Below are 25,468 nucleotides of genomic sequence, written 5' to 3'. Positions count from 1 at the left end.
AAATCTCCGTTTGGCCGTGCGTAACCTGAGGCATCGCCGGGGGAGTCGGTCATAATCAGCCCCTGTCGACCAGGGAGGTGAGATGAACACAAAACGCAATATTGCCAGGGTGATGATGGCAGCAGGATCGCTGGTTTATCTGCTCGGTATCTGGCGAACCTGCCCGTTGTTTAGCGGTAAAGGTTATTTTCTCGGCGTACTGGTGATGGGGATGTTTGCCGTCCTCGCCCATCAGCGCGCCAGACGGTGGCAGGAACAGGACGACGGTTTTATTGCCTTATGCCGGTTGGTGCTGCTGCTATCGGTCGGCCTGCTGCTAGTGGGCGCCTGGTATGTGCCGGCAGGCTGGCATGAAAAAGCCGTCTATATCGCGGCATGGTTTGTCTGCTTATATGGCGCATCGGCAACCCCCGAACGGATCCGCGTCGCCTGCGCGATGCAAAAAACGGAATAAGCGCCATCCGTGGGCGCGTAAGAGGTAAAAGTAATGGAAAACAAGCACGCGACGTATTCTCCGGCCTTTCATTTAATCTCCTGGATTGCCCTGATCGGCGGCATCGCCACCTATCTGGTCGGCCTGTGGAATGCGGATATGCAGTTGAATGAAAAAGGCTATTATTTTGCTGTCCTGGTGCTGGGGTTGTTTGCCGCAGCGTCTTATCAGAAGACGGTGCGCGATAAATATGAAGCCATTCCGACCACCGCGCTGTACTACACCACCTGTCTGGTGGCCTTCGTCATCGCCGTTGGCCTGCTGGTTATCGGGTTGTGGAACGCCAGTCTGCTGCTCAGCGAGAAAGGGTTCTATGGACTGGCGTACTTTTTGAGCCTGTTTGGCGCCGTTGCGGTGCAGAAAAACGTGCGTGATGCCTGGGACCCGACCCGTGTAAGAGAGCCTCTCAGCGTGCAGGAAGAGGGGCCTGAACTGTGAGTCGGGCCCGCTCTCGGCGGCAGGTCGTTAACTGACCAGCCGCCGGCTATCAACCCGCTGCACCAGGCCGGACAGCAGCAGGCTGCCGAGCAGGGCGGCGCTGAAAATCCACACAATATCCAGCAGCGGCCAGCGGCTCAGTTCCAGATGGCTGGCGCGCAGCGCATGCACAATCAGGGCATGGAAGCCGTAAATTCCCAGAGAATGACGTGCAATACATTCGATACCGGGCAGGGGACGCGCGTTCAGCCAGTTTTTGGCGAGCGTCAGCAGGGCGACCGCGCAAACGAACACCGCCGGCCCGCAGTAGAGATACCAGGTGTCGCCGAAGTCCCCGCGCCAGCGTAGCTCATGCAGCGTGCCGCGGGAGATGACCCACACGGCGGCGAGGAACAGCGCGGCGCAGAGCGGGGTCAGCCATTTTTTATCGGTATCCAGGGTGCCAATGGCCCTGCCCAACACGCCGTAGAGCACGTAATAAAAGGTGTCGCCATTGATATAGAGGTTGACCGGCAGCCACTCAATCCCGGCGGCTTTGACGCCAACCATGTTGGGGTTGGCCAGAATGCCGAGGATCGCCATCAGCGCCAGCAGCATTTTGCCGTTGACGGATTTAACCTGAATAAGCGGCGAGAGCAGATAGATAACGGCGATAGCAAAGAAAAACCACAGGTGGTAGAAGACGGGCTTCTGCAGCAAATTCTTTAACGACAGCTCGACGTTGATATGGGTAAACAGCGCGATATATAGCAGAGACAGCGCGCTATAGAACGCAATGCACAGGCCAATCCGCCAGAAATGGCGCGGCTGAGCGCTGCGTTCCCCAAAAAACAGATACCCCGAGATCATAAAAAACAGCGGCACGCTGACGCGGGAGGCGGAATTGAGCAGATTGGCGATATCCCATTGCAGCAGGGTAATCGCATGCGGATGAGTGATATACCAGCTGGTACTGTGGATCATCACCACCATCATGCAGGCAATGCCGCGCAGGTTGGTGATCCAGTGTATCTTTTCTTGCATCAGTCCCTCAAAGTCTACTGGCGATATAAGGTCTGACCCGCCTTATACCCCGGTGTCGCACGAGATTAGTCTGAGTTTTTGATCACAGACTTGTCGCTGTTTCATGATATTCGCAAAATACCTGTAATACTGGATCTTTGCGATAACAACTTGCTGACAAGGCGGTGGAGGAGAACGTAGTGAAAGGTGTCGTTTCCATAATGCTGGCGCTGCTCCTTGCGGGCTGCAGCGAGACCGTTTCCCCGCCGGCGCAAAAGGCGCAGCGCGCGCATATTACACCGCAAACTACGCTCAATATGGCGCAGCTTTGCAAGGATCAGGCCGCTATCCGCTATAACACGCAAACGCAGTTAGTTGACGTGAACCATCTTGAACAATTCCAGGCGAGCTATGAGCTGTCGGGTCGTACCGGCAAGAATGAACGTTTCATCTGTTCCTTTGACCCCGACGGCCAGTTTATGCATCTTTCGATGCGCTGAATCGACCCCGCCTGGCGTAAATTTCGTCCGTTTTCCTGAAACTACGCCGTTTCGTACTGTATATCTCGCAGCCAGCGGGTATACTGACTCCTTCCTTTAAATCCACACGTATCCAGCACGAAATCATATGCAAAAGTTTGATACCAGGACCTTCCAGGGCCTGATCCTGACCTTACAGGATTACTGGGCTCGTCAGGGCTGCACCATTGTTCAACCACTGGACATGGAAGTCGGCGCCGGCACCTCTCACCCGATGACCTGCCTGCGCGCGTTAGGACCGGAGCCGATGGCGACCGCCTACGTACAGCCTTCCCGTCGTCCAACCGATGGCCGCTATGGCGAAAACCCGAACCGTTTACAGCATTACTATCAGTTCCAGGTGGTGATTAAGCCTTCTCCGGACAACATCCAGGAGCTGTACCTCGGGTCGCTGAAAGAGCTGGGTATGGACCCGACCATTCACGACATTCGCTTCGTCGAAGACAACTGGGAAAACCCGACGCTGGGGGCCTGGGGTCTGGGTTGGGAAGTGTGGCTCAACGGCATGGAAGTGACGCAGTTCACTTACTTCCAGCAGGTGGGCGGCCTGGAGTGTAAGCCGGTGACCGGCGAGATCACCTACGGCCTGGAGCGTCTGGCGATGTACATCCAGGGCGTCGACAGCGTCTACGACCTGGTCTGGAGCGATGGCCCGCTGGGTAAAACCACTTACGGCGACGTGTTCCACCAGAACGAAGTGGAGCAGTCCACCTATAACTTCGAATACGCCGACGTCGATTTCCTCTTCTCCTGCTTCGAGCAGTATGAGAAAGAGGCCCAGCATCTGCTGGCGCTGGAGACCCCGCTGCCGCTGCCGGCCTACGAGCGCATTCTGAAAGCGGCTCACAGCTTCAACCTGCTGGATGCGCGTAAAGCCATCTCCGTCACCGAGCGTCAGCGCTATATCCTGCGCATTCGCACCCTGACGAAAGCAGTGGCGGAAGCGTACTACGCTTCCCGTGAAGCGCTCGGCTTCCCGATGTGCAACAAGAATAAATAAGAGGCGGCCATGTCTGAGAATACTTTTCTGGTGGAAATCGGCACTGAAGAGCTGCCACCAAAAGCGCTGCGCAGCCTGGCGGAATCTTTTGCTGCGAACGTGACCGCGGAGCTGGATAACGCCGGCCTCGCGCACGGTAAAGTGGAATGGTTTGCCGCCCCGCGTCGTCTGGCGCTGAAGGTGGCCAACCTGGCGGCGGCGCAAGCCGATCGCGAAGTGGAAAAACGCGGCCCGGCCGTTGCCCAGGCGTTCGATGCCGAAGGCAAGCCAAGCAAAGCGGCCGAAGGCTGGGCGCGCGGCTGCGGTATTACCGTCGATCAGGCCGAACGTCTGACTACGGACAAAGGCGAGTGGCTGCTGTATCGCGCCCATGTGAAGGGCGAAAGCACCGAAGCGCTGCTGCCGAACATGATTGCCAGCTCGCTGGCGAAGCTGCCGATCCCGAAACTGATGCGCTGGGGCGCGTCTGACGTCCACTTCGTGCGCCCGGTTCACACCGTCACGCTGCTGCTGGGCGACAAGGTGATCCCGGCTACTATCCTCGGTATCCCGTCCGATCGCGTGATCCGCGGCCATCGCTTTATGGGCGAGCCGGAATTCACCATCGACCATGCCGACCAGTACCCGCAGATCCTGCTGGAGCGCGGTAAAGTCATCGCCGATTACGAACAGCGTAAAGCCAAAATCAAAGCCGATGCGGAAGAGGCGGCGCGTAAGATTGGCGGTCAAGCCGATCTGAGCGAAAGCCTGCTGGAAGAAGTCACCTCGCTGGTGGAATGGCCGGTGGTGCTGACGGCGAAGTTCGAAGAAAAATTCCTCGCGGTGCCGTCTGAAGCGCTGGTTTACACCATGAAGGGCGACCAGAAGTACTTCCCGGTTTACGACAACGCCGGTAAGCTGCTGCCGAACTTCATCTTCGTCGCCAACATCGAGTCGAAAGATCCGCAGCAGATCATCTCCGGTAACGAGAAGGTGGTCCGTCCGCGTCTGGCCGACGCCGAGTTCTTCTTCAACACCGACCGTAAAAAACGTCTGGAAGACAACCTGCCGCGTCTGGAAACCGTGCTGTTCCAGCAGCAGCTGGGTACGCTGCGCGACAAGACCGATCGCATTCAGGCGCTGGCGGGCTGGATTGCCGAGCAGATTGGCGCTGACGTGAACCACGCGACCCGCGCGGGCCTGCTGTCCAAGTGCGACCTGATGACCAACATGGTCTTCGAGTTCACCGACACCCAGGGCGTGATGGGGATGCACTACGCGCGCCACGATGGCGAAGCGGAAGATGTGGCCGTGGCGCTGAACGAACAGTATCAGCCGCGCTTTGCCGGCGACGCGCTGCCGTCTAACCCGGTGGCCTGCGCGGTGGCGATTGCCGATAAGATGGACACCCTCGCGGGTATCTTCGGTATCGGCCAGCACCCGAAAGGCGATAAAGACCCGTTTGCGCTGCGCCGCGCCGCGCTGGGCGTCCTGCGTATCATCGTCGAGAAGAACCTGAACCTCGATCTGCAAACGCTGACCGAAGAAGCGGTGCGTCTGTACGGTGAGAAGCTGACCAACGCCAACGTGGTTGATGACGTGATCGACTTTATGCTGGGCCGCTTCCGCGCCTGGTATCAGGACGAAGGCTACGGCGTCGACACTATCCAGGCGGTACTGGCGCGTCGTCCAACCCGCCCGGCGGATTTCGATGCGCGCATGAAAGCCGTATCGCACTTCCGTACCCTGGAAGAGTCCTCTGCGCTGGCGGCGGCGAACAAACGTGTCTCCAACATCCTCGCGAAATCCGACGAGACGCTGAACGACATCGTTCACGCTTCCGTGCTGAAAGAAGCGGCGGAAATTAAGCTGGCGGGCAATCTGGTGGTGCTGCGCGACAAGCTGCAGCCGTACTTCGCCGCAGGCCGCTATCAGGATGCGCTGATTGAGCTGGCCGCCCTGCGCGAGCCGGTGGATGAGTTCTTCGAAAACGTGATGGTCAACGCCGAAGACAAAGATGTCCGCATCAACCGTCTGACGCTGCTGTCCAAACTGCGTGAACTGTTCCTGCAGGTAGCGGATATTTCTCTGCTGCAGTAAGCGTATCGGTAATAAAAAAACCTGCCTCAGGGCAGGTTTTTTATACCTGAAATATAAGTAGTCGAACCGATAATAATTCAGGTATTGATATTTTCATTATTTGCATTGATCAATAAAAAATATTTTAAGAATATATAAACATAATTCCGCAAGTTATTTACGCTAGAATGGCGGCGGGTGCTTGAGACTGTGTGTCTCAGGTATTCAGCGGGAGACAGACAGAGAAAAGCCCCACCTGATAGTCATCAAAGTGAGGCTCCCCTAATGCATGAACACCATAAGCGTAGCCTCTTACTTGTTGAAAATCAACACGGTAGGCGAGGAGTGTCGCGAAAGTATCTGTTGTTTGGCTTAATAGTGATTTGCTTCACTGTTTTATTATTGACCTGGATGGTTCGTGATTCGCTATGTGAATTACAGCTCAGGCAGGGAAATAGTGAGCTGGTGGCATTCTTAGCCTGTGATAGTAAACAGTAAGAGCATCTGGCGGGGATCTATCCCCACTATGCTTGCAGTGTCAGGCATTCTCAATGCACCCTTTCATTGTTCACCAAATAAATCATTTGCCTCCTGATATCAGGAGGCCTTTTTATTTTTAAACGATTGTTGAATTAAACGGGCTTGAAATTCATAGCGGAGTGTGGCTATCCTATGCCCCGACGAATCCCTCGTCTCACTGGAGCGCGCCCTACAAATGAACAAACACGACTGATGAACTTCACGCCTTACCTCGCAGACGTTGCGGGTAGGGGAGTATTGATTTCATTCAGGAGTGCTTATGGCTCATTGCGCCCACATCCCCGCTTTTGTTTTACATCAGGTCACCTGTCAGTTTGCGACGGGGCAGACCCTGTTTGGTCCTCTCAGCGTCTCGCTGGAACCGTCCCTTTGCGGTCTGGTCGGCCGGAACGGCGTCGGTAAGTCGCGTCTGTTGCGCCTGCTGGCGGGCCTTGATTCTCCTGCCGGTGGCCATATCGAGCGCGCGGCTTCCATTGCCTGGGTGGCGCAGCAGCCGACGCTTACGCTGGAGACCACCCTCGCTACGCTGCTGGGCTATGCGCCGGTCTTTGACGCCTTGTACCGCCTTGAACAGGGTCATGGACTGGCCGACGATTTCGAGCTATTGGATGGCCACTGGGATCTCCCCGATCGGCTGAGTTTAGCTTTCCGTGATGCCGGTCTCCCGCCGTTCTCTGCCGATCGTCCCGCTTTTTCACTCAGCGGCGGCGAGCGGATGAAGGCCCTGCTGTGCGGCGCCTTTGTTTCGAGCGCCGATTATCTGCTGCTGGATGAGCCCACCAACCATCTGGACAGTGAGGGGCGAGAGTGGCTCTATCAGCAACTGGAAAACTGGCACGGCGGAGCTTTGATCGCCAGCCACGATCGTCAACTGCTGGCGCGGATGCCGAGGATCATCGAGCTGACGCCGACGGCGCTGCGCAGCTACGGCGGCAGCTATGACGAATATCAGCGGCAGCGCGAGGCGGAGCAGCAGGCCGCGCGCGCGGCGCTGGACCATGCGACGACCGAGCGGCGACGCACCCGCGCGCGAATGCAAAAAGAGCATGATGCTGCCCAGCGGCGCTCGGCGCAGACACTGCGTACCGTTGATACCCTGAATATCGCCTCTTTCGAACGCGTGAAGTACAAAGGCGCGGCAAAAGAGCGTCCGGGAACGCTGCGCCGTCAGCATCGTGAACAGAACAGCAGCCTGAATGGCGCTGTGCAGCAGGCGCGAGAGCGGGTGGAAGAGGATACGCCGGTGATGTTCACCCTGCCAGGCAGCGAAGTGGCGGCGGGCAAGCAGGTGCTGGTCGTGGAAGCATTGCAGCTCGCCCATTCCCCCGCTGCGCCGCTGGACTGGCGCATGGATGGTCCGATGCGCGTCGCGCTGCGAGGGCCGAACGGCTGCGGCAAAACTACCTTGCTGAAAACGCTGCTGGGGCTGGAGCAGGCCGCCTCAGGCGATGTCCGGCTGTCGGTGAGCGCCGCTTATCTGGATCAACATCTGACGCAGCTGGATCTGTCGTTATCGGTGATAACGCATCTGAGCCTGGAAGATACTCCGCTGGATGAGGGGCTGCTGCGGACCCGTCTGGCGCAGCTGCAGCTGGGCGCCGATAAGGTCAACCTGCCGCTGGCGGCGCTCAGCGGCGGCGAACGCCTGAAAGCGGCCCTGGCCTGCGTGCTCTGGCGACGCGATCCTGCCCAGCTGCTGTTGCTCGATGAGCCGACCAACCATCTCGATTTAGCGTCGACACAGGCCATTGAGTGTGCGCTGGCGACGTTTCCCGGCGCGTTGGTGGTGGTGTCGCATGACGAGGCGTTTCTGCAGGGGTTGAAACTCACCCACAGCCTGACGTGGGGGGAAACGGGCTGGCACTATACCCGACTCTGAATGCCCGGCAGCCGCCATCGTATGCTGGCGGCGGCTGGCGACAGATAAAAAAAATCCCCGCCATCAGGCAGGGATTCTCGATTCTTAGCGGCTTGAACTTACAGAGAAGTTACGTTGCCAGCTGCCGGGCCTTTAGCGCCGCTTTCGATGGTGAAGGAGACTTTCTGACCTTCATCCAGGGATTTGTAGCCATCGTTCTGGATAGCAGAGAAGTGTACGAACACGTCTTTAGAGCCATCGTCAGGAGTGATGAAGCCGAAGCCTTTGTCAGCGTTGAACCATTTTACGATACCAGTCATTTTACCGGACATAGTGAATTACCTTTAAAAAAATAAGTGAGCCTTGCGGCGTAGCGGTCTGGACTACAGATTTAAAGCGATAAAGGGAAAGTTCACTACGGGGGTATCTTTGGATAACCTTAGAAGGACTGCTCTATTCGACTGCTCTGTGGTCTGTACATCAAACCTGCGAGCATTAACGCACGTTCAGCACCTGATAGCAAACTTTTTTTTTACGGCGCAGCGGCAAAAGCTCCCTTACTGGCCCTTGCCGCTGCGCGCTGGATTAATCGAGTAACTGTCTTGAAAGCTGCGGATTGGCCTGAATCAGGCGCATTAATTTCAGCTCTGTGGGGGACGGTCTTACCCGTCTCGACTCCCACTCTCTTACCATGGCGACGCTCACGCCCATGGCGTTGGCGAAGTCGTCAATCTTAAGTCCAGTGCCTTTACGCAGCTGTTCAAATTCACTAAACACAGTGGACTTACGGTTTGAGGTAAGTGTCTGATTATCGTCCTTAAAAACGATGTGTTCCAGGCTGCTCAGCAGTTCAAACACGGGATCTTTATATTCCATTGAGAACTCCTTTTATCACACAGCGGAAGAGATTTTTCTAAAGCTCTTTAAGAATAGTCAGAAAAAGGCGTAAAGGATGGTAACGTCCGTGATTATTTGCCAGCAGGTTATCGAATCGGCCCCGTCAGCCAAACGGCAACGGGGCCTAAGAGAATGATTACTAACGCGATGGCGTGGCTTCGAAAATTTTTGTAAACGGATAAGAAAAAAGCGGCAAAGCCGGCGCGGGCCGCCGGCTTATCGATCAGGCTTTCTGCAGACCTCTCGCGTCCTCTGTCGCCACGGGCGCTGATTTACTGACCCGGTATTTAATCAGCAGCGCGATGGCTGACAGGAACGCCGGGATGGCCAGCAGAGTGAAAATGGTCTCAAAAGAGAGCTGGGCCTGCATCAGGAAGGCGCCGCTGAACGCACCGAGGATCCCGCCGAAGCGGCCGATACCCAGCATCCAGGCGACGCCGGTGGCGCGCCCTTGCGTCGGGTAGAAGCCTGCCGCCAGCGCCGGCATCGACGACTGCGCGCCGTTCATAATACTGCCGGCGATAAACACCATCACTCCCATCAGCGCCAGGCTGCTGGTGGAGAAGCCGACCAGACAGACGAAAACGCCGGTCAGCAGCCAGCCGACGGCCACTACCTTATTGGGGTTGATCTTGTCCATCAGGGCGCCGAGGATCAGCACGCCAATTCCGCCGCCGAGCGGGAACAGAGCGGTGATAATTGAGGCCTGACTCATCGATGCGCCGGTTTCACGGATCAGCAGCGGCAGCCAGCTGGTCAGGAGATAGAAGATCAGCAGACCCATGAAGTAGGTCAGGCACAGCATCACGGTACCCACTGCGTAGCGCGGGGAGAAAATGACGCCGATAGCCGACTTCTCTTTCACCTGGCCTGCTTCGCGCAGCTCAAATTCCACCGCCTCCGGCAGCGGCGCGATACGCCGCAGGATGGCGGCAATGCGCTGCGCCGGCTGACGCTTCACCACCAGATAGCGGGCGGACTCCGGCAGCAGGAAAATTAAAGCCACCGCCAGCAGGAGAGGCATCACGCCGCCCAGCACCAGCACGCTCTGCCAGCCATAGTGCGGGATCATCCAGGCGGATAAAAAGCCGCCCAGCGACGATCCCATCGGAAAGCCGACGAACATCAGGTTCACCAGCAGCGCCCGACGGCGCTCCGGCGCATATTCGCTCATTAACGTGGCGGCATTGGGCATCGCTGCGCCAAGGCCCAGGCCGGTCAGAAAGCGCAGCAGCGTCAGTTGGTTAAGGCTGGTGGCAAAGGCGGTGAGCAGGCTGAATCCGCCGAACACCACGATCGACATAATCAGCACTTTCTTGCGGCCGATACGATCAGCCAGCGGTCCCGCGGTTAACGCGCCGACGGCCAGGCCCACCAGCGCGGCGCTCATCACCGGGCCGAGGGCGGATTTTTCCACGCCCCACTCCTGGACCAGGTCGGAGGCGATGAATCCGATGATCGCGGTGTCGAACCCGTCCATCGCGACGGTGATGAAGCAGAGCGCGAGGATCATCCACTGGTAGCGGGTGAAGGGGTGCTCGTTGATAAAGGCCTGAATGTCGATGGTTGTCTTAGTCATACGGCTTTCCTGGCAGACTGAGCGAGGGACAGAGGTTTGTTATTATCGTCGCCTTCGCGTCATTGAGTTTGATTTGTGCGATAATCGAACGCATCGCCGTTAATCGCTCATTCATCAAATCATTGAAGCGCTGACCAGGCAATCCGGGCGCGCGCCAAAGCGTGCGATTATCGTCCGCTTCCGGGCGAGGCGCCGGTTGATGGATTTTTTGTTTAAAGAATATCAATAAGTTACGTGATATGCGTCGGCCTGATTTAAAGCGCATATTTGTGATGCGCATAACAGACGCGCCAGGCGGTGATAGCGGCGTATGGAATGGCGTTTTTCCTGCGTAAGATTAGCAGTAAAGGGTATCCTGCGAGGCCGAGCTGGACTATCCTTGTCAGCGTCTGGCACGTGTGTGTCTTTGTGCGCTTTTTTTGGCTGAAAGGAGTAAAAAAATGGCGACAGGAAAGTCCTGCTCTCGCTGGTTTGCGGCTATGGCGGCCTTATTAATGGTGGTTAGCCTGAGTGGGTGTTTTGATAAAGAGGGCGATCAGCGCAAAGCGTTTATCGACTTCCTGCAGAATACGGCGATGCGTAGCGGTGAACGACTGCCGACGCTGACCGCCGATCAGAAAAAACAGTTTGGGCCGTTTGTCTCTGACTACGCGGTGATCTACGGCTACTCGCAGCAGGTGAGCCAGGCGATGGACGCTGGTCTGCGCCCGGTGGTGGATAGCGTCAATGCGATCCGCGTTCCGCAGGACTATATGACCCAGCGCGAGCCGCTGCGTCAGGCGAACGGCGCGCTGGGCGTGCTCAGCCAGCAGCTGCAGAATGCCAAAATGCAGGCTGATGCCGCGCATGGCGCTCTGAAGCAGGCTGACGATCTCAAGCCGGTCTTCGATCAGGTATACGCCAAGGTCGTCACCGCGCCAGCCGACGCGCTGCAGCCGCTGATCCCGGCCGCGCAGATCTTTACCCAGCAGCTGGTTCAGGTGGGGGATTTTGTCGCTCAGCAGGGGACCCAGGTGAGCTTTGTGGCCAACGGCATTCAGTTCCCGACCTCGCAGCAGGCCAGCCAGTATAATGCGCTGATTGGGCCGCTGGCGGCGCAGCATCAGGCGTTTAATCAGGCATGGACGGCGGCGGTGAACGCCACCCGCTAATGCCCCGTCTGGCTGACGTGAACTGCGGCGAACGGGCTGGATGACGGACAGAATGCAAAAAGAACCCGGGGAGGGCGATGGCCGCCGCTACCCGGGTTTTTTTATGGCTTATTTTACCTGCGGATTGACGCAGTTTTTCTCGACCTTGCCGTTCAGGGCATCGATCAGGTTATCCACCGCGCAGGCCGCCATGTTGTAGCGCGTCTCATGGGTGGCGGAGCCGATATGCGGCAGCGCGACGACGTTCGGCATGCTCAGCAGCGGCGAATCTTTAGCCAGCGGCTCGTGCTCGAAGACATCAAGGCCGGCAGCGTGAATCTCCCCCGCCTGCAGGGCGGCGATCAGCGCCTGCTCATCGACCACCGGGCCGCGCCCGGCGTTAATAAAGATGGCGGAAGATTTCATTTTGGCGAACTGCGCCTGACCGAACAGATGATGGGTCTCTTCGCTCAGGGGCAGGATCAGGCAGACAAAATCGGCTTCCTGCAGCAGGGTATCGAGATCGCAATAGCGGGCGTTGAAGCGCTCTTCTGCCTGTGGATGCTGGCGGCGCGCGTTGTACAGGATCGGCATGCCGAACCCGAAGTGGGCGCGCTGCGCCAGCGCCATGCCGATGCGGCCCATGCCGACGATACCTAAGGTTTTATGGTGTACGTCGGTGCCGAACCAGTCTGGCCCAATGCTCTTCGTCCACTCGCCCGCTTTGACGCGCTCCGCCACTTCCACCACCCGGCGGGCGGTGCTCAGCACCAGCGCCATGATCGTGTCGGCGACGGTCTCGGTCAGCACGGTCGGGGTATGCATCAGCAGCACCCGGCGGGCGTTCAGCGCCTCGACGTCGAAGTTGTCATAGCCAACGGACACGGTGGAGGTCGCACGCAGCTTCGGCATCTTCTCCAGCAGCGCGGCGTCAACCTTTTCGCTGGAGCCCAGCAGGCCCTCAGCCTGGGCGAAGGCCTCAGCGTGCTGCGAAACGGTCTCCGGCCGCAGGTTTTTCACCTGAGTGACGGAAAAGTGCTCCTCCAGACGCTGTAGCAGGTCGTCGGGAAGCGTTTTATAGAGAATGACAGACGGCTTCATGCGAATCTCCGTAGTGTGAGTCGTTCAGGCGTGATGAGCGCCAAGTGGAAGGTTTTGATTATTAGCAGGCTTAACAATCAAAGTCAGCCATACTGAGGCGAAAAGCGCCACCCCCATAAAAATATAGGAAGCTGCGGGGCTGCCGGTGGCGCCGTTCAGGTAGCCAACAAACCACGAGCCGCAGAAGGAGCCCAGGGCGCCCATGCTGTTGATCAGCGCCATCGCGCCACCGGCGACGTTGCGTGGCAGCATTTCCGGAATAATGGCGAAGAAGGGGCCGTAAGGCGCATACATTGCCGCACCAGCCACCACCAGCAGGGTGTAAGAGACCCAGAAGTGGTTGGCGCCGACCGCCCAGGAGCCGATGAAGGCCAGTCCGCCAATCAGCAGCAGCGGCCAGACGAACAGTTTACGGTTCTGCATTTTATCGGAGGCCCAGGAGACCACGATCATGGCGATAGTCGCCGCCAGGTACGGAACCGAAGAGAGCCAGCCCACTTCCACCATCCCCATATTTTCGCCGCCGCTGCGGATAATCGACGGCAGCCACAGTACAAAACCGTACACGCCGATGCTCCAGGCAAAGTACTGAGCGCAGAGCAGGATCACGTTGCGGGAGCGGAAGGCCTCGCCATAGTTACGCACCGCTTTGATGCCCTGCTGTTCACGATCCAGTTGTTCCTGCAGCGCGGCTTTTTCACTCTCCGCCAGCCAGGATACCTGCGACGGTTTATCTTTCACCAGCACCCACCAGCAGAAGGCCCAGATCACCGCCGGCACCCCTTCGATGATGAACATTTCCCGCCAGCCGAAGGCCTGAATCAGGTAGCCGGAGACCACCGACATCCACAGGACCGTCACCGGGTTGCCGAGGATCAGGAAGGTATTGGCCCGCGAGCGCTCGGATTTGGTGAACCAGTTGCTGATATAGATCAGCATCGCCGGCATCACCGCCGCTTCGACGACGCCGAGGATAAAGCGAATGGCCGCCAGCGCCGGGATATTATGCACAATCCCGGTCAGGGAGGCGCAGCCGCCCCACAGGATCAGGCAGATAAAGATCAGTTTGCGAACGCTGCGGCGCTCCGCATAGATAGCGCCGGGGATCTGGAAGAAGAAGTAGCCGAGGAAGAACAGGGCCCCCAGCAGGGAGGAGATCCCCTTGGTGATGCCCAGGTCTTCGGTAATGCCTGCCGCGGAGGCGAAGCTGAAGTTGGCGCGGTCGAGGTACGCCAGGCTATACGTGATAAACACGATAGGCATGATGTACCACCAGCGTTTCGTTGCATTTGTTGAGCTATTCATAGGCTTGCCTCTGTCAATGAGGTGACATACGTCCGTCGAAACGGACGCTGCTGTGCCGCGCTGCAGGTAGGGTACAGGACGGCTGTTATTGTTGCGTATAAATGTTATTCGCCCAGCGCGTCGCGGGTGGGCAGCCCCTCGCTGTCGCCCTGGACCTGAATGGCCAGCGAACCGATTTTATTGCCGCGGTTCACCGCCTGACGCAGGGTTTTGCCTTCCAGCAGGGCGCTAATCACCCCGACGGCAAAGCCGTCGCCGGCGCCGACGGTATCGACGACGTTTTCGACTTTAATGGCATCAACCGTTCCCTGTTCGCCGCTGGCGCTCTTGAACCAGGCGCCGTCGCAGCCGGTTTTAATGACCACCGCCTTGACGCCGCGCGAGAGATAGAAATCGGCGATCCCCTCCGGGGTCTGCTGGCCGGTGAGGATGACGCCCTCTTTTAAGCCTGGCAAAACCCAGTCAGCCTGGAAGGCGAGACGGTTGAGTTTCTCCACCATCTCGGCTTCGCTTTTCCACAGCACCGGCCGCAGATTGGGGTCGAAAGAGAGGGTTTTGCCCTCGGCTTTCATGACCTTCGCCGCATGCTCCAGCAGCGCATATGAGCTTTCAGAGAGCGCGGCGGCCACGCCGCTCAGGTGCAGATGACGGGCGCTGGTGAAGTAGTCGGCGCGAAAATCGTCCGGCGACAGATGGCTGGCGGCAGAACCTTTGCGGAAATATTCCACAATGGGATCGGTTCCATTTTCGACTTTCGATTTCATCTGGAAACCGGTAGCGAAGCGGTTGTCGATGGCGACAGCGTGGCTATCGATCCCCTCTTTCGCCAGCGATTGCAGTACGAAGCGGCCAAAGCTGTCGTTGCCGACGCGGCTGACCCAGCCGACCTTCAGACCCAGGCGCGCCAGGCCGGTGGCGACGTTCAGCTCAGCGCCGGCGACACGTTTCATAAAATGCTCCACCTCGGCCAGATCGCCGGTTTCGGTGGCGACAAACATGGCCATAGCTTCGCCGATGGTGATGACATCTAAATTTTCCACGGCTTATTCCTCGCGTAACAGGTTGACGTAGCGGCGGGTCACGGCCGTCAGGTCATGGCCAGTCAGCGGAAACTCGATTCCACGCGGCGCGTCGGCGGGAAGATTATCGAGCAGGGCCAGCCAGCGGTCGGCGGCCTGATCCGGCGGCACAGCGCGGAATTTCTCCTGATGAGGCTCCGCCGCTTTTACATGAATATAGCTGACCGCCGGCGCAAGATGGCGGGCGGCCTCTTCCGGCGAATCGCCGACCCACAGCCAGTTGCCCATATCAAACGTTAAGGTGATCGGCAGCTGATGGACCCGACAGGCGGCTTTGAAGCGCTGCATCGGCGCCAGCTGGCCGCAGTCGGTCTGGTCATTCTCCACCACCAGCGCCATGCCGCTGTCGCTGAGGATATCGCGCAATTCGTCGAGCTGCTGGTTGTGGCGGAAATGGCCAAGGGATAGCTTCAGCCACAGGGCGTTAAGAGTCTGCGCTTCCGCGAGCAGCGTCGGGAGATGCGGGTTAAGCTCGCCGTTGTCGGCGAACAGCGCCTGGGGCGCGGAGTAGCAGGCCAGCAGGCCGTGGCGCTCAATGGTGGCGGCCAGCGTCGGCAGGGCGTTGAGCTCTTCGGCGCTGAACAGCTCGCGGCGGATTTCGACGCCGTCCGCGCCGGCGTCGGCGATAAACGGCAGGACGGCGGCCTGGCCGCCTAAGGATTTAACATGGTCATTACCATACGCAGCGGTAACGACAATAATTTTTCTGGCCATCGCGCTCTTACTCCCGGCGTTTGTTGCTTAATCTCCTTATTACGCTAGATGGTATCGGTTCCATAAGAAAGGGTGAGATGTTTAATTTATGATCGGCATCACGAAGGATCGTTAACGGGAAGTTGATCCGCGGACGATAAGCTCGCCGGAGAAGACCCGCTCGCAGATGGGGTCGTTACTGCCAGCAATGCGCCGAATCACCTGTTCCACCGCCGCGTAGCCGATCTGCCACGTCGGCTGTTTGAGGGTGGTGATGCCGACGCCAGCCAGCTCCGCCCACTCCAGTTCGTCGAAGCCCAGCAGGCCGATATCGCTGCCCCAGATCAGGCCGACGCGCTTCAGGGCGCGGGCTACCTGCAGCGTCAGCGCGCCGTTGGCGGAGATCACCGCTTTGCGCATCCCGCGGTGGCGGGCGTGGAACTGGCGCAGGACGTTGTCCATCATCGCGCCGTCGTTGAGCTGCACTTCGGCGTTTTCGGCCACCACGCCGTGGTGGCGGGTGAGCGTGGCGCGGAAGGCGCTCAGGCGCTCGCGGCGGGTATTGACCGACCCCAGCGGTTCGCTAAGAAACAGGATGGCCTCAAAGCCTTTCTCCACCAGGTGTTCGGTGGCGGTGGTGGCAGCCTGGGCGTTATCAAGCCCGACCACATCGCAGGCGAAATCGGGAATTTTACGGTCAATCAGCACCATCGGCAGGGCCGACTGCTGCAGGCGGTTCAGGCCATCCTCCCGCATGCCGACCGCGTTGACGACGATGCCTTCCACCTGGTAGCTGCGCAGCAGGTCGAGGTAGTGCAGCTCCTGATCCAGCTCGTTATTGGTGTTACACACCAGCAGAGTGAAGCCCTTTTCCCGGCAAGCTGCTTCAATGCCGCTCATGACGTTGACCGAATAGGGGTTGGTGATATCGGCGATGATCAGGCCGATGAGGCGGGTTCGGCCGTGCTTGAGGCCGCGGGCCATCAGGCTGGGGCGGTAGTCGAGTTCGGCAATGGCTTGTTCAATACGTGATAACAGATCGTCGGAAAGCAGATGCTTCTCGCCGTTAAGATACCGTGAAATGCTGGTTTTGCCGGTCTTTGCGGCTTTCGCCACATCGCTAATGGTTGCACGCGCCGCTTTCGCCATGGTGGCTTCCTCTGCTGAAAATCTGCCAACACCTTAGCGCGAAAAATAGCGATATCAAGCATTTTGCCCGGCAGAGGCGCGGCCGGGCAACATGAGGATGCGCTTATTGCAGCGGGCTGAGGGTGATTTCCACGCGACGGTTCTGCGCCTTGCCTTCCGCCGTGCTGTTGCTGGCGATGGGGTTCGCCGGGCCCATGCCGGTGGTGCGAATGCGGTTGGCCGCCACGCCCTGGGTGATCAGCGCGCTGGCGACGCTGTCAGCACGCTGCTGCGACAGACGCATATTCAGGTCTTTACTGCCGGTGCTGTCGGTGTAGCCGACGACGTTAACGGCGGTTTTCTCATACTCTTTCAGCACCATGGCCACGCCGGTCAGGGTGTTGGCGCCGGCCGGTTTCAGGTTGGCGCTGTTGCTGTCGAAAGTGACGTTATTCGGCATGTTCAGCACGATGTTGTCACCATTTCGCGTCACGCTGACCCCGGTTCCCTGCATTTTGTCGCGCAGCTTCGCTTCCTGCACGTCCATGTAGTAGCCAATGCCGCCGCCCAGCGCCGCGCCTGCCGCTGCGCCAATCAGCGCGCCTTTGCCGCGGTCGTGTTTGGAGGAGGAAAGCGCGCCGACGCCGGCGCCCACTAAGGAGCCAATACCTGCGCCAATACCGGATTTGCCAGCTTCACGCTCACCGGTATAGGGGTTGGTGGTGCAGCCGGAAACGGCCAGGGTGCCGCTGACCAGAGCCGCAATCATAAGTACGCGTTTTTTCATTTAATGTCCTTAATCCTTTTTATTCTTTGCCACAGCGAACGTGACGGTTGATTATGACGCGCGAATACGTAGAAAATTCCCCGCATACCATCTCATTTTGTAAATAACATTGAACGGCGTCGATCGCGCCGTCACCACACCTGCCTTCGCTGACCAGGAGCCGCCTTTGCCAACCTCATCTGCAACCAAAACCATTTTAACCGCCGCCCACTGGGGACCGATGCTGGTGGAAACGGACGGGGAAAACGTCCTCTCCTCCCGCGGCGCGCTGGCGACGCCGTTTGCCAATTCGCTGCAAACGGCGGTGCGCGACCAGGTGCACAGCAAAACCCGCGTGCGCTACCCGATGGTGCGCAAAGGCTTTCTCGCCTCTCCGGACAAGCCCCTGGGGGTCCGCGGTCAGGATGAATTTGTGCGGGTGAGCTGGGAGCAGGCGCTGGATCTGATCGATGCCCAGCATCGTCGGATCCGCGAAAGCTATGGACCGGCCTCCATTTTTGCCGGCTCCTACGGCTGGCGTTCTAACGGCGTCCTGCATAAGGCGGCCACCCTGCTGCAGCGCTATATGAGCCTGGCGGGCGGCTACACCGGCCATCTCGGGGATTACTCCACCGGCGCGGCGCAGGCGATCATGCCTTACGTCGTGGGGGGCAATGAGGTGTATCAGCAGCAGACCAGCTGGCCGCTGGTGCTGGAGCACAGCGAGGTAGTGGTGCTGTGGAGCGCCAACCCGCTGAACACGCTGAAAATTGCCTGGAACGCCTCCGACGAGCAGGGTATCCCGTGGTTCGACCGGCTGCGCCAGAGCGGCAAGCGCTTGATCTGCATCGATCCGATGCGATCGGAAACGGTCGATTTCTTTGGCGATTCGATGGAGTGGATCGCGCCGCATATGGGCACCGACGTCGCGTTGATGCTGGGTATCGCCCATACGCTGGTGGAGAATGGCTGGCAGGACGACGAGTTTCTTGCCCGCTGCGCCAGCGGCTACGAGATTTTTGCCCGCTATCTGACCGGCGAAAGCGACGGCGTGGCGAAAACCGCCGACTGGGCGGCGGCTATTTGCGGCGTCTCAGCTGATAAGATCCGCGAACTGGCGAAACTTTTCCACGAAAACACCACCATGCTGATGTCTGGCTGGGGCATGCAGCGCCAGCAGTATGGCGAGCAGAAACACTGGATGTTGGTCACCCTGGCCGCGATGCTGGGGCAGATTGGCACCCCGGGGGGCGGGTTTGGGCTTTCCTACCATTTCGCCAACGGCGGCAACCCGACCCGCCGCGCGGCGGTGCTGGGCTCGATGCAGGGGAGCGTGGCCGGTGGCGTGGACGCCGTGGAGAAGATCCCGGTCGCGCGGATTGTCGAGGCGCTGGAGCATCCGGGTGCGGAGTATCAGCACAACGGAATGGCGCGGCGCTTCCCCGATATTCGCTTTATCTGGTGGGCCGGCGGCGCCAACTTTACTCATCACCAGGATACCAATCGCCTGATTCAGGCCTGGCAGAAACCAGAGCTTATCGTCATCTCCGAATGCTTCTGGACCGCCGCCGCGCGTCATGCCGATATCGTTCTGCCGGCGACCACCTCGTTTGAGCGCAACGATCTGACGATGACCGGGGACTACAGCAATCAGCATCTGGTGCCGATGAAGCAGGTGGTCGCCCCGCGGGGTGAAGCGCGCGATGATTTCGCGGTCTTTGCCGACCTCAGCGAACGTTGGGAGGCGGGCGGCCGCGAGCGCTTTACCGAAGGGAAGAGCGATCTGCAGTGGCTGGAGACCTTCTATCAGATGGCCGCCCGGCGCGGCGCCCAGCAGCAGGTGGCGCTGCCGCCGTTTGCCGAATTCTGGCAGGCTAACCAGCTGATTGAAATGCCGGAGGCGCCGGAGAATGCCCGTTTCATCCGCTTCGCCGCCTTCCGCGACGATCCCCTGGCCAACCCGCTGAAAACGGCGAGCGGTAAAATTGAGATCCACTCGCCGACCATCGCCGCCTTTGGCTACGCCGACTGCCCGCCGCACCCGATGTGGCTGGAGCCCGACGAGTGGCATGGCAACGCCGAGGCGGGGCAACTGCAGCTGCTGTCGGCCCATCCGGCACACCGTCTGCACAGTCAACTGAACTACTCCGCGCTGCGCGAACGCTATGCCGTCGCCGGACGCGAACCGTTGACTATTCATCCGCAGGATGCCCGGGCGCGGGGGATTGCCGATGGCGATCTGGTGCGGGTGTGGAACGCCCGCGGTCAGGTGCTGGCCGGCGCGGTGGTGACGGAGGGGATCCGCCCGGGGGTGATATGCCTGCATGAAGGGGCGTGGCCCGACCTGGATCCGGTGGCGGGCATCTGCAAAAACGGGGCGGTGAATGTCTTAACTAAAGATATCCCGACATCCCGGCTGGGCAACGGCTGTGCCGGGAACACCGCCCTGGCGTGGCTGGAGAAATATACCGGCCCGGCGCTGCCGCTTACAGCATTTGATCCGCCGGCCAGCGCATAATCCAGGTGGGGTGCTGAGTATCGTCCTGCCATGCGCAATCTTCAATGCGGAAGCCTTGCGCATGGTAGAAACTGACCGCTGATTCGTTTTTCTGATAAACCTCAAGGCTAAGCCAGGCGTAGTGCTGCTTGATTTCATCCAGCAGCGCCCGGCCAATGCCCTGGCGAATGGCGTCCGGCGCGACGAACAGCGCGCCGACGAAGCGGGACTCCAGCACGCTGACAAAGCCTTTTAGCTCTCCGTCGCGCTCCCAGACCCAGGTGCTGGCGGCGGGAAGATAGACGTCCCGTACCACCGCGACGCTGTCGCGCCAGTAGCTTTCGCTGATAAAGGGATGGGCATGGATCGTACTATCCAGCCACAGGGCCAGCAGCGGTGTATTATCTTTAGCGACCCACTTGCGGATCATCCTGACCTCCCGGGTGACAGAAGCAGCCGGTGACATGGTCGTTGACCAGCCCGCAGGCCTGCATAAAAGAGTAACAGATTGTCGAACCGACAAACTTAAAGCCGCGTTTTTTCAACGCTTTAGAAAGCGCATCAGAGGCCGGCGTCGTGGTCGGGATCTCCGCCAGCGTCGCCGCGCGGGTGACCTGCGGCGCATTGTCGACGAAAGACCAGACAAAATCAGTGAACGACTCGCCATTTTCCTCCATCGCCAGATACGCCCGGGCGTTGCCGATAATGGCCTGGATTTTTCCCCGATGGCGGATAATCCCGGTATCCTGTAGCAGCCGCTCGACATCATCGTCCCCCATCGCTGCCACGCGCACCGGATCGAACTGGTGAAAAGCCTGGCGATAGTTCTGCCGTTTTTTTAACACCGTGATCCACGACAACCCGGCCTGCTGGCCTTCAAGGCAGATCATTTCAAACAGCCGCTGGGACGCTTTTTGCGCGACACCCCATTCGGTATCGTGATACTCGATATATAACGGATCCTGACTCACCCATCCGCAACGCTGCATAGCTATTTCTCCCTCTGCGCTAAAAAAGTGGACGCCCCGGCTTGACGACTGAAAGATAAAGATAATAGTTAATACAGGGAAATCGTATCCCCAAAAAAACACAGCAATAATGCCGATTCGGCTCTTTTCTGGAGTCGCATTAATGATAATAAAGAAATGCAATGGCCTCCGGGGGTTCTTGTTCCCGGTGTGCGTATCCGTCTGGGTATCGTGTGTCTCTGGAGCGAATGCCTGGCAACAGGAATATATCGCTATCGATACAAAAAGTAATACGTCGGAACGTTATACATGGGATAGCGATCACCAACCACGCTATGAAGATATCCTCGCCGAGCGGATGAAGTCGTCTGAAACGCCGGGCGGACTGGCGTTAAACCAGGGGCTGGCGCCGCCGGACAGCAGCCGTGGGATGAGCGTCGGCTGGAATTATCTGCTGGCAAACGGCATGACCTCCGGGCCGGTGGCCAGCCTGCGCAGCGACTACAGCGCGCCGGCGACGAAAAGCGTTGGCGAGACGGGATATGTCAACACGCTCGGCTGGCGTATGGATTATCAGTCGCTGTGGGGCGTGCACCCCTGGGCTCAGGTGAGCTATAACCAGTCGCTCGCCAGCGATGCCTGGTCGCCGACCACTCGCGCCAGAGAGGGCGGCTGGAGTGATGTCACCCTGGGCGCCGATATGCCGCTGGGATCGCATGTGGCGGCATGGGCCACCCTGTCGCAGGCGGATAATGTCCCGTCGGGGGAAAATACGCTCTATCTGATGGGGGTCAGCGCCAACTTTTGAGCGGGGATTGTTACGCGTTTGAAACGATGCGGTTATTGTTAAATCTCAGTAATGGCGCATTTCTGTGAGATAGCGCACACTAACTTTTTTGCTGATATTCGCGGAATGAATGTCATGCAATGCCATTCATTCCGCCATTAATGCATTTCATTCCCTGCTGATGGCAGTTCATGCCTTTTTCCCCCACTGGATGAGGGGCCTTCGCTATTGTGGCGGCAGTTAATTTATCAGGACAACTGCTATGAACGCTGCAAACCGTCAATCGACCCGCTGGCTTACGCTTATCGGCACCATCATCACCCAATTCGCTCTCGGTTCGGTTTATACCTGGAGCCTGTTTAACAGTTCACTGTCTGACAAACTGGGCGAACCGGTCAGCCAGGTCGCCTTCTCCTTTGGCCTGCTGAGCCTCGGGCTGGCGCTCTCCTCGTCGGTCGCCGGCAAGCTGCAGGAGCGTTTCGGCGTGAAGCGCGTCACCATGGCCTCCGGGATCCTGCTCGGACTGGGCTTCTTCCTGACCGCGCATTCCAACAGCCTGATGATGCTGTGGCTGAGCGCGGGCGTGCTGGTGGGGCTGGCGGACGGCGCCGGTTATCTGCTGACCCTGTCGAACTGCGTGAAGTGGTTCCCGGAACGCAAAGGGCTGATTTCCGCCTTCTCCATCGGTTCCTATGGTCTCGGCAGCCTGGGGTTCAAATTCATTGATACTCATCTGCTGGCCACCGTCGGTCTGGAAAAAACCTTCGTCATCTGGGGCGCTATCGTGCTGGTGATGATCGTCTTTGGCGCGACCCTGATGAAAGATGCGCCAAATCATACGGCGACCACCGCGGCCAACGGCGTCGTGGAAAATGACTTTACTCTCGCCGAATCGATGCGTAAACCGCAGTACTGGATGCTGGCGGTGATGTTCCTGACGGCCTGCATGAGCGGTCTGTATGTGATTGGCGTGGCGAAAGATATCGCGCAGGGGATGGTCCATCTGGATGTCGCCACGGCGGCTAATGCGGTAACGGTTATCTCAATCGCTAACCTTAGCGGTCGCCTGGTGTTAGGTATCCTGTCCGATAAAATCTCCCGCATTCGCGTGATCACCCTCGGTCAGGTGGTGTCGCTGGTGGGGATGGCCGCGCTGCTGTTCGCTCCGCTGAATTCCATGACCTTTTTCGCCGCGATTGCCTGCGTCGCCTTTAACTTCGGCGGAACCATCACCGTCTTCCCGTCGCTGGTCAGTGAATTCTTCGGTCTGAACAACCTGGCGAAAAACTATGGCGTCATTTATCTGGGCTTTGGTATCGGCAGCATCTGCGGTTCCCTCATCGCTTCGCTGTTCGGGGGCTTTTACGTCACCTTCTGCGTGATCTTCGCTCTGCTGATTATTTCGCTGGCGCTTTCCACCACCATTCGTCAGCCGAAAGGCAGTGTCTATAGCGAGGCGCACGCCTGAAACCTACAGCGTGAAACGTGCCCCTGATTAATACCCTAAGCAAATAGTGCCAATCCAGCCAAATGTTTTGTAAATGTTTGGCTGGATCACATTCCCTCCTGATACTTTTCCCGTTCCCTGTGGTCTACTTATCGCGCTTTGTAGAGGTTTCTGATAACCAACCCTAACGCACCCTATTAGCCTACTGACTCATGCCACAGCGTCAGGCGGTGTTTTATTCTTCTTTTTCCAGGTTTGCTTGCATGAAATATATTAGAACGATGACGCAGCAGAAGCTTAGTTTTTGGCTGGCGCTGTACATCGGCTGGTTTATGAACGTCGCCGTTTTTTTTCGGCGTTTCGATGGTTATGCTCAAGAGTTCACTTTCTGGAAAGGGCTTTCCGGTGTCGTTGAACTGGTGGCCACGGTCTTTGTCACCTTCTTCCTGTTACGTCTTCTGTCGCTGTTCGGCCGCCGTATCTGGCGCATTCTGGCGACGCTGATTGTTCTGTTTTCCGCCGCCGCCAGTTATTACATGACGTTCCTCAACGTGGTGATTGGCTACGGGATTATCGCCTCGGTGATGACCACCGATATCGACCTTTCGAAAGAGGTCATCGGCTGGCATCTGATCCTCTGGCTGGCGGCGGTGAGCGCCCCGCCGCTGCTGTTTATCTGGAGCAACCGTTGCCGTCATACGCTGCTGCGCCAACTGCGTACCCCGGGTCAGCGGGTTAAAAACGTGCTGATCGTGGTGCTGGCCGGCCTCATCGTCTGGGGCCCCATCCGCCTGCTTGAGCTGCGCCAACACGATGTAGAGCGCCATTCTGAAGTGGATATGCCGAGCTACGGCGGGGTGATCGCCAACTCCTACCTGCCATCGAACTGGCTGTCGGCGCTGGGGCTGTACGCCTGGGCGCAGGTGGATGAATCCTCAGACAACAAATCGCTGATTAACCCGGCGAAGAAATTTACCTACGTCGCCCCGGAAGGGCTCGATGACACCTACGTGGTGTTTATCATTGGCGAAACCACCCGCTGGGATCATATGGGCATCCTCGGCTATAGCCGCAACACTACGCCAGAGCTGGCGAAAGAGAAGAATCTGGTCGCCTTCCGCGGCTACTCGTGCGATACCGCCACCAAGCTGTCGTTACGCTGCATGTTTGTGCGTCAGGGCGGGGCAGAGGATAATCCGCAGCGGACCCTCAAAGAGCAGAACGTCTTTGCGGTGCTGCATCAACTGGGCTTCAGCGGCAATCTGTACGCCATGCAGAGTGAGATGTGGTTCTACAGCAATACGATGGCCAACAATATCGCCTATCGCGAGCAGATTGGCGCCGAACCGCGTAACCGCGGCAAGAGCGTTGACGATATGCTGCTGGTGGATGAGATGAAGCGCGGTATGGCGCAGGGCAACGCCTCCGGTAAGCACCTGATCATCCTCCATACTAAAGGCTCGCACTTTAACTATACCCAACGCTATCCGCGCAGCTTCGCCCAGTGGAAGCCGGAGTGTGTCGGCGTCGACAACAAATGTTCTAAAGCGGAGCTGATTAACTCCTACGACAACAGCGTGACCTATGTCGATCACTTTATCGTCAGCGTCCTCGACCAGCTGCGGGATAAGAAAGCGATTGTGTTCTATGCCGCCGACCATGGCGAGTCGATTAACGAGCGCGAACATCTGCACGGTACGCCGCGCAAGATGGCGCCGCCGGAGCAGTTCCGTGTGCCGATGATGGTCTGGATGTCGGATAAATATCTGGAGAATCCCGATCATGCCGCCGCGTTCGCCCATCTGCAGCAGCAGGCCGCGATGAAGGTGCCGCGACGCCACGTCGAGCTGTACGACACCATTATGGGCTGCCTCGGCTATACCTCGCCGGATGGCGGGATCAATGAGAACAACAACTGGTGTCGCGTGCCGGCTTCGAAGAAAGCGGCGAAGGAATAGCAATAGTGGTGAGATTCTCGCCGCTTGATTGATTTTTTGCTAATAAGGCATTGACGGGGGTGCATCCCAGCAGTAAGATGCGCCCCGCATTCGGTGATTGGCGCAGCCTGGTAGCGCACTTCGTTCGGGACGAAGGGGTCGGAGGTTCGAATCCTCTATCACCGACCAAATTCGAAAAGCCTGCTCAACGAGCAGGCTTTTTTGC

The 25,468-nt window shown here is 58.4% G+C and carries 25 protein-coding genes and 1 tRNA gene; 13 read left to right on the top strand and 13 right to left on the bottom strand.

Annotated elements, in window-relative coordinates:
• The first annotated feature begins 82 nt into the window (after positions 1 to 82).
• Positions 83 to 454 carry an inner membrane protein YiaB gene (gene yiaB, locus ABLV04_RS02765; RefSeq protein ID WP_032454341.1) on the top strand — a complete coding sequence of 124 codons (372 nt, stop codon included), beginning with the start codon at positions 83 to 85 and terminating at the stop codon, positions 452 to 454.
• Between the two features lie 33 nt (positions 455 to 487).
• Positions 488 to 931 (top strand): inner membrane protein YiaA, encoded by a 444-nt coding sequence (yiaA, locus tag ABLV04_RS02760; RefSeq protein WP_044525027.1) that lies wholly within the window; start codon positions 488 to 490, stop codon positions 929 to 931.
• A gap of 27 nt (positions 932 to 958) precedes the next feature.
• Here yiaA and ABLV04_RS02755 read toward each other — a convergent pair whose 3' ends face one another.
• Complete coding sequence (locus ABLV04_RS02755; RefSeq protein WP_048335541.1) at positions 959 to 1,954, bottom strand: acyltransferase; 996 nt, start codon at positions 1,952 to 1,954, stop codon at positions 959 to 961.
• A gap of 179 nt (positions 1,955 to 2,133) precedes the next feature.
• Between ABLV04_RS02755 and ABLV04_RS02750 the strand changes: the two genes are divergently transcribed.
• From ABLV04_RS02750 to ABLV04_RS02730, 5 genes are all read left to right on the top strand, one after another.
• Positions 2,134 to 2,433 (top strand): YsaB family lipoprotein, encoded by a 300-nt coding sequence (locus tag ABLV04_RS02750; RefSeq protein ID WP_072096573.1) that lies wholly within the window; start codon positions 2,134 to 2,136, stop codon positions 2,431 to 2,433.
• Between the two features lie 127 nt (positions 2,434 to 2,560).
• Positions 2,561 to 3,472, top strand: coding sequence for a glycine--tRNA ligase subunit alpha (gene glyQ / locus ABLV04_RS02745; RefSeq protein WP_023291326.1), 912 nt, complete (start codon positions 2,561 to 2,563; stop codon positions 3,470 to 3,472).
• A 9-nt stretch (positions 3,473 to 3,481) separates the two neighbouring features.
• On the top strand, positions 3,482 to 5,551 hold the full coding sequence (gene glyS / locus ABLV04_RS02740) for a glycine--tRNA ligase subunit beta (protein WP_023291325.1): 2,070 nt from the start codon (positions 3,482 to 3,484) through the stop codon (positions 5,549 to 5,551).
• 324 nt (positions 5,552 to 5,875) lie between these two features.
• A complete protein-coding gene (gene hokA, locus ABLV04_RS02735) occupies positions 5,876 to 6,028 on the top strand; it encodes a type I toxin-antitoxin system toxin HokA (protein WP_032454338.1) in 153 nt (50 codons plus the stop codon).
• A gap of 301 nt (positions 6,029 to 6,329) precedes the next feature.
• Positions 6,330 to 7,949, top strand: coding sequence for an ATP-binding cassette domain-containing protein (locus ABLV04_RS02730; RefSeq protein WP_180266205.1), 1,620 nt, complete (start codon positions 6,330 to 6,332; stop codon positions 7,947 to 7,949).
• A gap of 98 nt (positions 7,950 to 8,047) precedes the next feature.
• Here ABLV04_RS02730 and cspA read toward each other — a convergent pair whose 3' ends face one another.
• The 4 genes from cspA to ABLV04_RS02710 form a co-directional block, all read right to left on the bottom strand.
• On the bottom strand, positions 8,048 to 8,260 hold the full coding sequence (cspA, locus tag ABLV04_RS02725) for an RNA chaperone/antiterminator CspA (RefSeq protein WP_000014594.1): 213 nt from the start codon (positions 8,258 to 8,260) through the stop codon (positions 8,048 to 8,050).
• 253 nt (positions 8,261 to 8,513) lie between these two features.
• Positions 8,514 to 8,804 (bottom strand): HTH-type transcriptional regulator, encoded by a 291-nt coding sequence (locus ABLV04_RS02720; RefSeq protein ID WP_004205010.1) that lies wholly within the window; start codon positions 8,802 to 8,804, stop codon positions 8,514 to 8,516.
• Between the two features lie 244 nt (positions 8,805 to 9,048).
• Positions 9,049 to 10,404 carry an MFS transporter gene (locus tag ABLV04_RS02715; RefSeq protein WP_023291321.1) on the bottom strand — a complete coding sequence of 452 codons (1,356 nt, stop codon included), beginning with the start codon at positions 10,402 to 10,404 and terminating at the stop codon, positions 9,049 to 9,051.
• Positions 10,397 to 10,684, bottom strand: a complete 288-nt coding sequence (locus ABLV04_RS02710) for a hypothetical protein (protein WP_064158052.1) — start codon at positions 10,682 to 10,684, stop codon at positions 10,397 to 10,399. The genes ABLV04_RS02715 and ABLV04_RS02710 overlap by 8 nt, the downstream gene beginning before the upstream one ends.
• A gap of 160 nt (positions 10,685 to 10,844) precedes the next feature.
• On the opposite strand from ABLV04_RS02710, the gene ABLV04_RS02705 reads away from it, so the two are divergent.
• On the top strand, positions 10,845 to 11,555 hold the full coding sequence (locus ABLV04_RS02705) for a DUF3053 domain-containing protein (RefSeq protein ID WP_002921929.1): 711 nt from the start codon (positions 10,845 to 10,847) through the stop codon (positions 11,553 to 11,555).
• Positions 11,556 to 11,663: 108 nt separating this feature from the next.
• On the opposite strand, the gene ghrB is transcribed toward ABLV04_RS02705, so the two are convergent.
• From ghrB to ABLV04_RS02675, 6 genes are all read right to left on the bottom strand, one after another.
• Positions 11,664 to 12,635: a glyoxylate/hydroxypyruvate reductase GhrB gene (gene ghrB, locus ABLV04_RS02700; protein WP_180266206.1), complete on the bottom strand. Its 972-nt coding sequence runs from the start codon at positions 12,633 to 12,635 to the stop codon at positions 11,664 to 11,666.
• A gap of 24 nt (positions 12,636 to 12,659) precedes the next feature.
• Positions 12,660 to 13,940, bottom strand: coding sequence for an MFS transporter (locus ABLV04_RS02695; RefSeq protein WP_004205006.1), 1,281 nt, complete (start codon positions 13,938 to 13,940; stop codon positions 12,660 to 12,662).
• Between the two features lie 104 nt (positions 13,941 to 14,044).
• Positions 14,045 to 14,980: a sugar kinase gene (locus tag ABLV04_RS02690; RefSeq protein ID WP_147733967.1), complete on the bottom strand. Its 936-nt coding sequence runs from the start codon at positions 14,978 to 14,980 to the stop codon at positions 14,045 to 14,047.
• 3 nt (positions 14,981 to 14,983) lie between these two features.
• Complete coding sequence (locus ABLV04_RS02685; protein WP_049013063.1) at positions 14,984 to 15,733, bottom strand: xylose isomerase domain-containing protein; 750 nt, start codon at positions 15,731 to 15,733, stop codon at positions 14,984 to 14,986.
• A gap of 111 nt (positions 15,734 to 15,844) precedes the next feature.
• Positions 15,845 to 16,861 carry a LacI family DNA-binding transcriptional regulator gene (locus ABLV04_RS02680; protein WP_023291318.1) on the bottom strand — a complete coding sequence of 339 codons (1,017 nt, stop codon included), beginning with the start codon at positions 16,859 to 16,861 and terminating at the stop codon, positions 15,845 to 15,847.
• A 103-nt stretch (positions 16,862 to 16,964) separates the two neighbouring features.
• Complete coding sequence (locus tag ABLV04_RS02675; protein ID WP_023291317.1) at positions 16,965 to 17,627, bottom strand: OmpA family lipoprotein; 663 nt, start codon at positions 17,625 to 17,627, stop codon at positions 16,965 to 16,967.
• A 166-nt stretch (positions 17,628 to 17,793) separates the two neighbouring features.
• On the opposite strand from ABLV04_RS02675, the gene ABLV04_RS02670 reads away from it, so the two are divergent.
• Positions 17,794 to 20,124, top strand: coding sequence for a molybdopterin guanine dinucleotide-containing S/N-oxide reductase (locus ABLV04_RS02670; RefSeq protein WP_180266208.1), 2,331 nt, complete (start codon positions 17,794 to 17,796; stop codon positions 20,122 to 20,124).
• Here the strand turns inward: ABLV04_RS02670 and ABLV04_RS02665 are convergent.
• Entirely contained in the window at positions 20,093 to 20,533 is a 441-nt protein-coding gene (locus ABLV04_RS02665) for an N-acetyltransferase (RefSeq protein ID WP_180266209.1), read from the bottom strand. The genes ABLV04_RS02670 and ABLV04_RS02665 overlap by 32 nt on opposite strands.
• Positions 20,511 to 21,092 carry a DNA-3-methyladenine glycosylase I gene (tag, locus tag ABLV04_RS02660; RefSeq protein WP_064158048.1) on the bottom strand — a complete coding sequence of 194 codons (582 nt, stop codon included), beginning with the start codon at positions 21,090 to 21,092 and terminating at the stop codon, positions 20,511 to 20,513. The genes ABLV04_RS02665 and tag overlap by 23 nt, the downstream gene beginning before the upstream one ends.
• A 142-nt stretch (positions 21,093 to 21,234) precedes the next feature.
• Here tag and ABLV04_RS02655 point away from each other — a divergent pair, with 142 nt between their 5' ends.
• The 4 genes from ABLV04_RS02655 to ABLV04_RS02640 all read left to right on the top strand — a co-directional run bounded on the left by ABLV04_RS02655 (position 21,235) and on the right by ABLV04_RS02640 (position 25,431).
• Positions 21,235 to 21,879 (top strand): lipase, encoded by a 645-nt coding sequence (locus tag ABLV04_RS02655; protein ID WP_023291313.1) that lies wholly within the window; start codon positions 21,235 to 21,237, stop codon positions 21,877 to 21,879.
• A 241-nt stretch (positions 21,880 to 22,120) separates the two neighbouring features.
• Positions 22,121 to 23,326 (top strand): MFS transporter, encoded by a 1,206-nt coding sequence (locus ABLV04_RS02650; protein ID WP_180266210.1) that lies wholly within the window; start codon positions 22,121 to 22,123, stop codon positions 23,324 to 23,326.
• Between the two features lie 242 nt (positions 23,327 to 23,568).
• Positions 23,569 to 25,263 carry a kdo(2)-lipid A phosphoethanolamine 7''-transferase gene (gene eptB, locus ABLV04_RS02645; RefSeq protein WP_023291311.1) on the top strand — a complete coding sequence of 565 codons (1,695 nt, stop codon included), beginning with the start codon at positions 23,569 to 23,571 and terminating at the stop codon, positions 25,261 to 25,263.
• Positions 25,264 to 25,354: 91 nt separating this feature from the next.
• Positions 25,355 to 25,431 (top strand) — tRNA-Pro (locus ABLV04_RS02640).
• Positions 25,432 to 25,468 lie beyond the last annotated feature (37 nt).

The sequence above is a fragment of the Klebsiella sp. JN_Kp127 genome, from assembly GCF_040062505.1.
Taxonomy (GTDB): domain Bacteria; phylum Pseudomonadota; class Gammaproteobacteria; order Enterobacterales; family Enterobacteriaceae; genus Klebsiella; species Klebsiella quasipneumoniae.
This window is presented reverse-complemented; position numbering and strand designations above follow the sequence as displayed.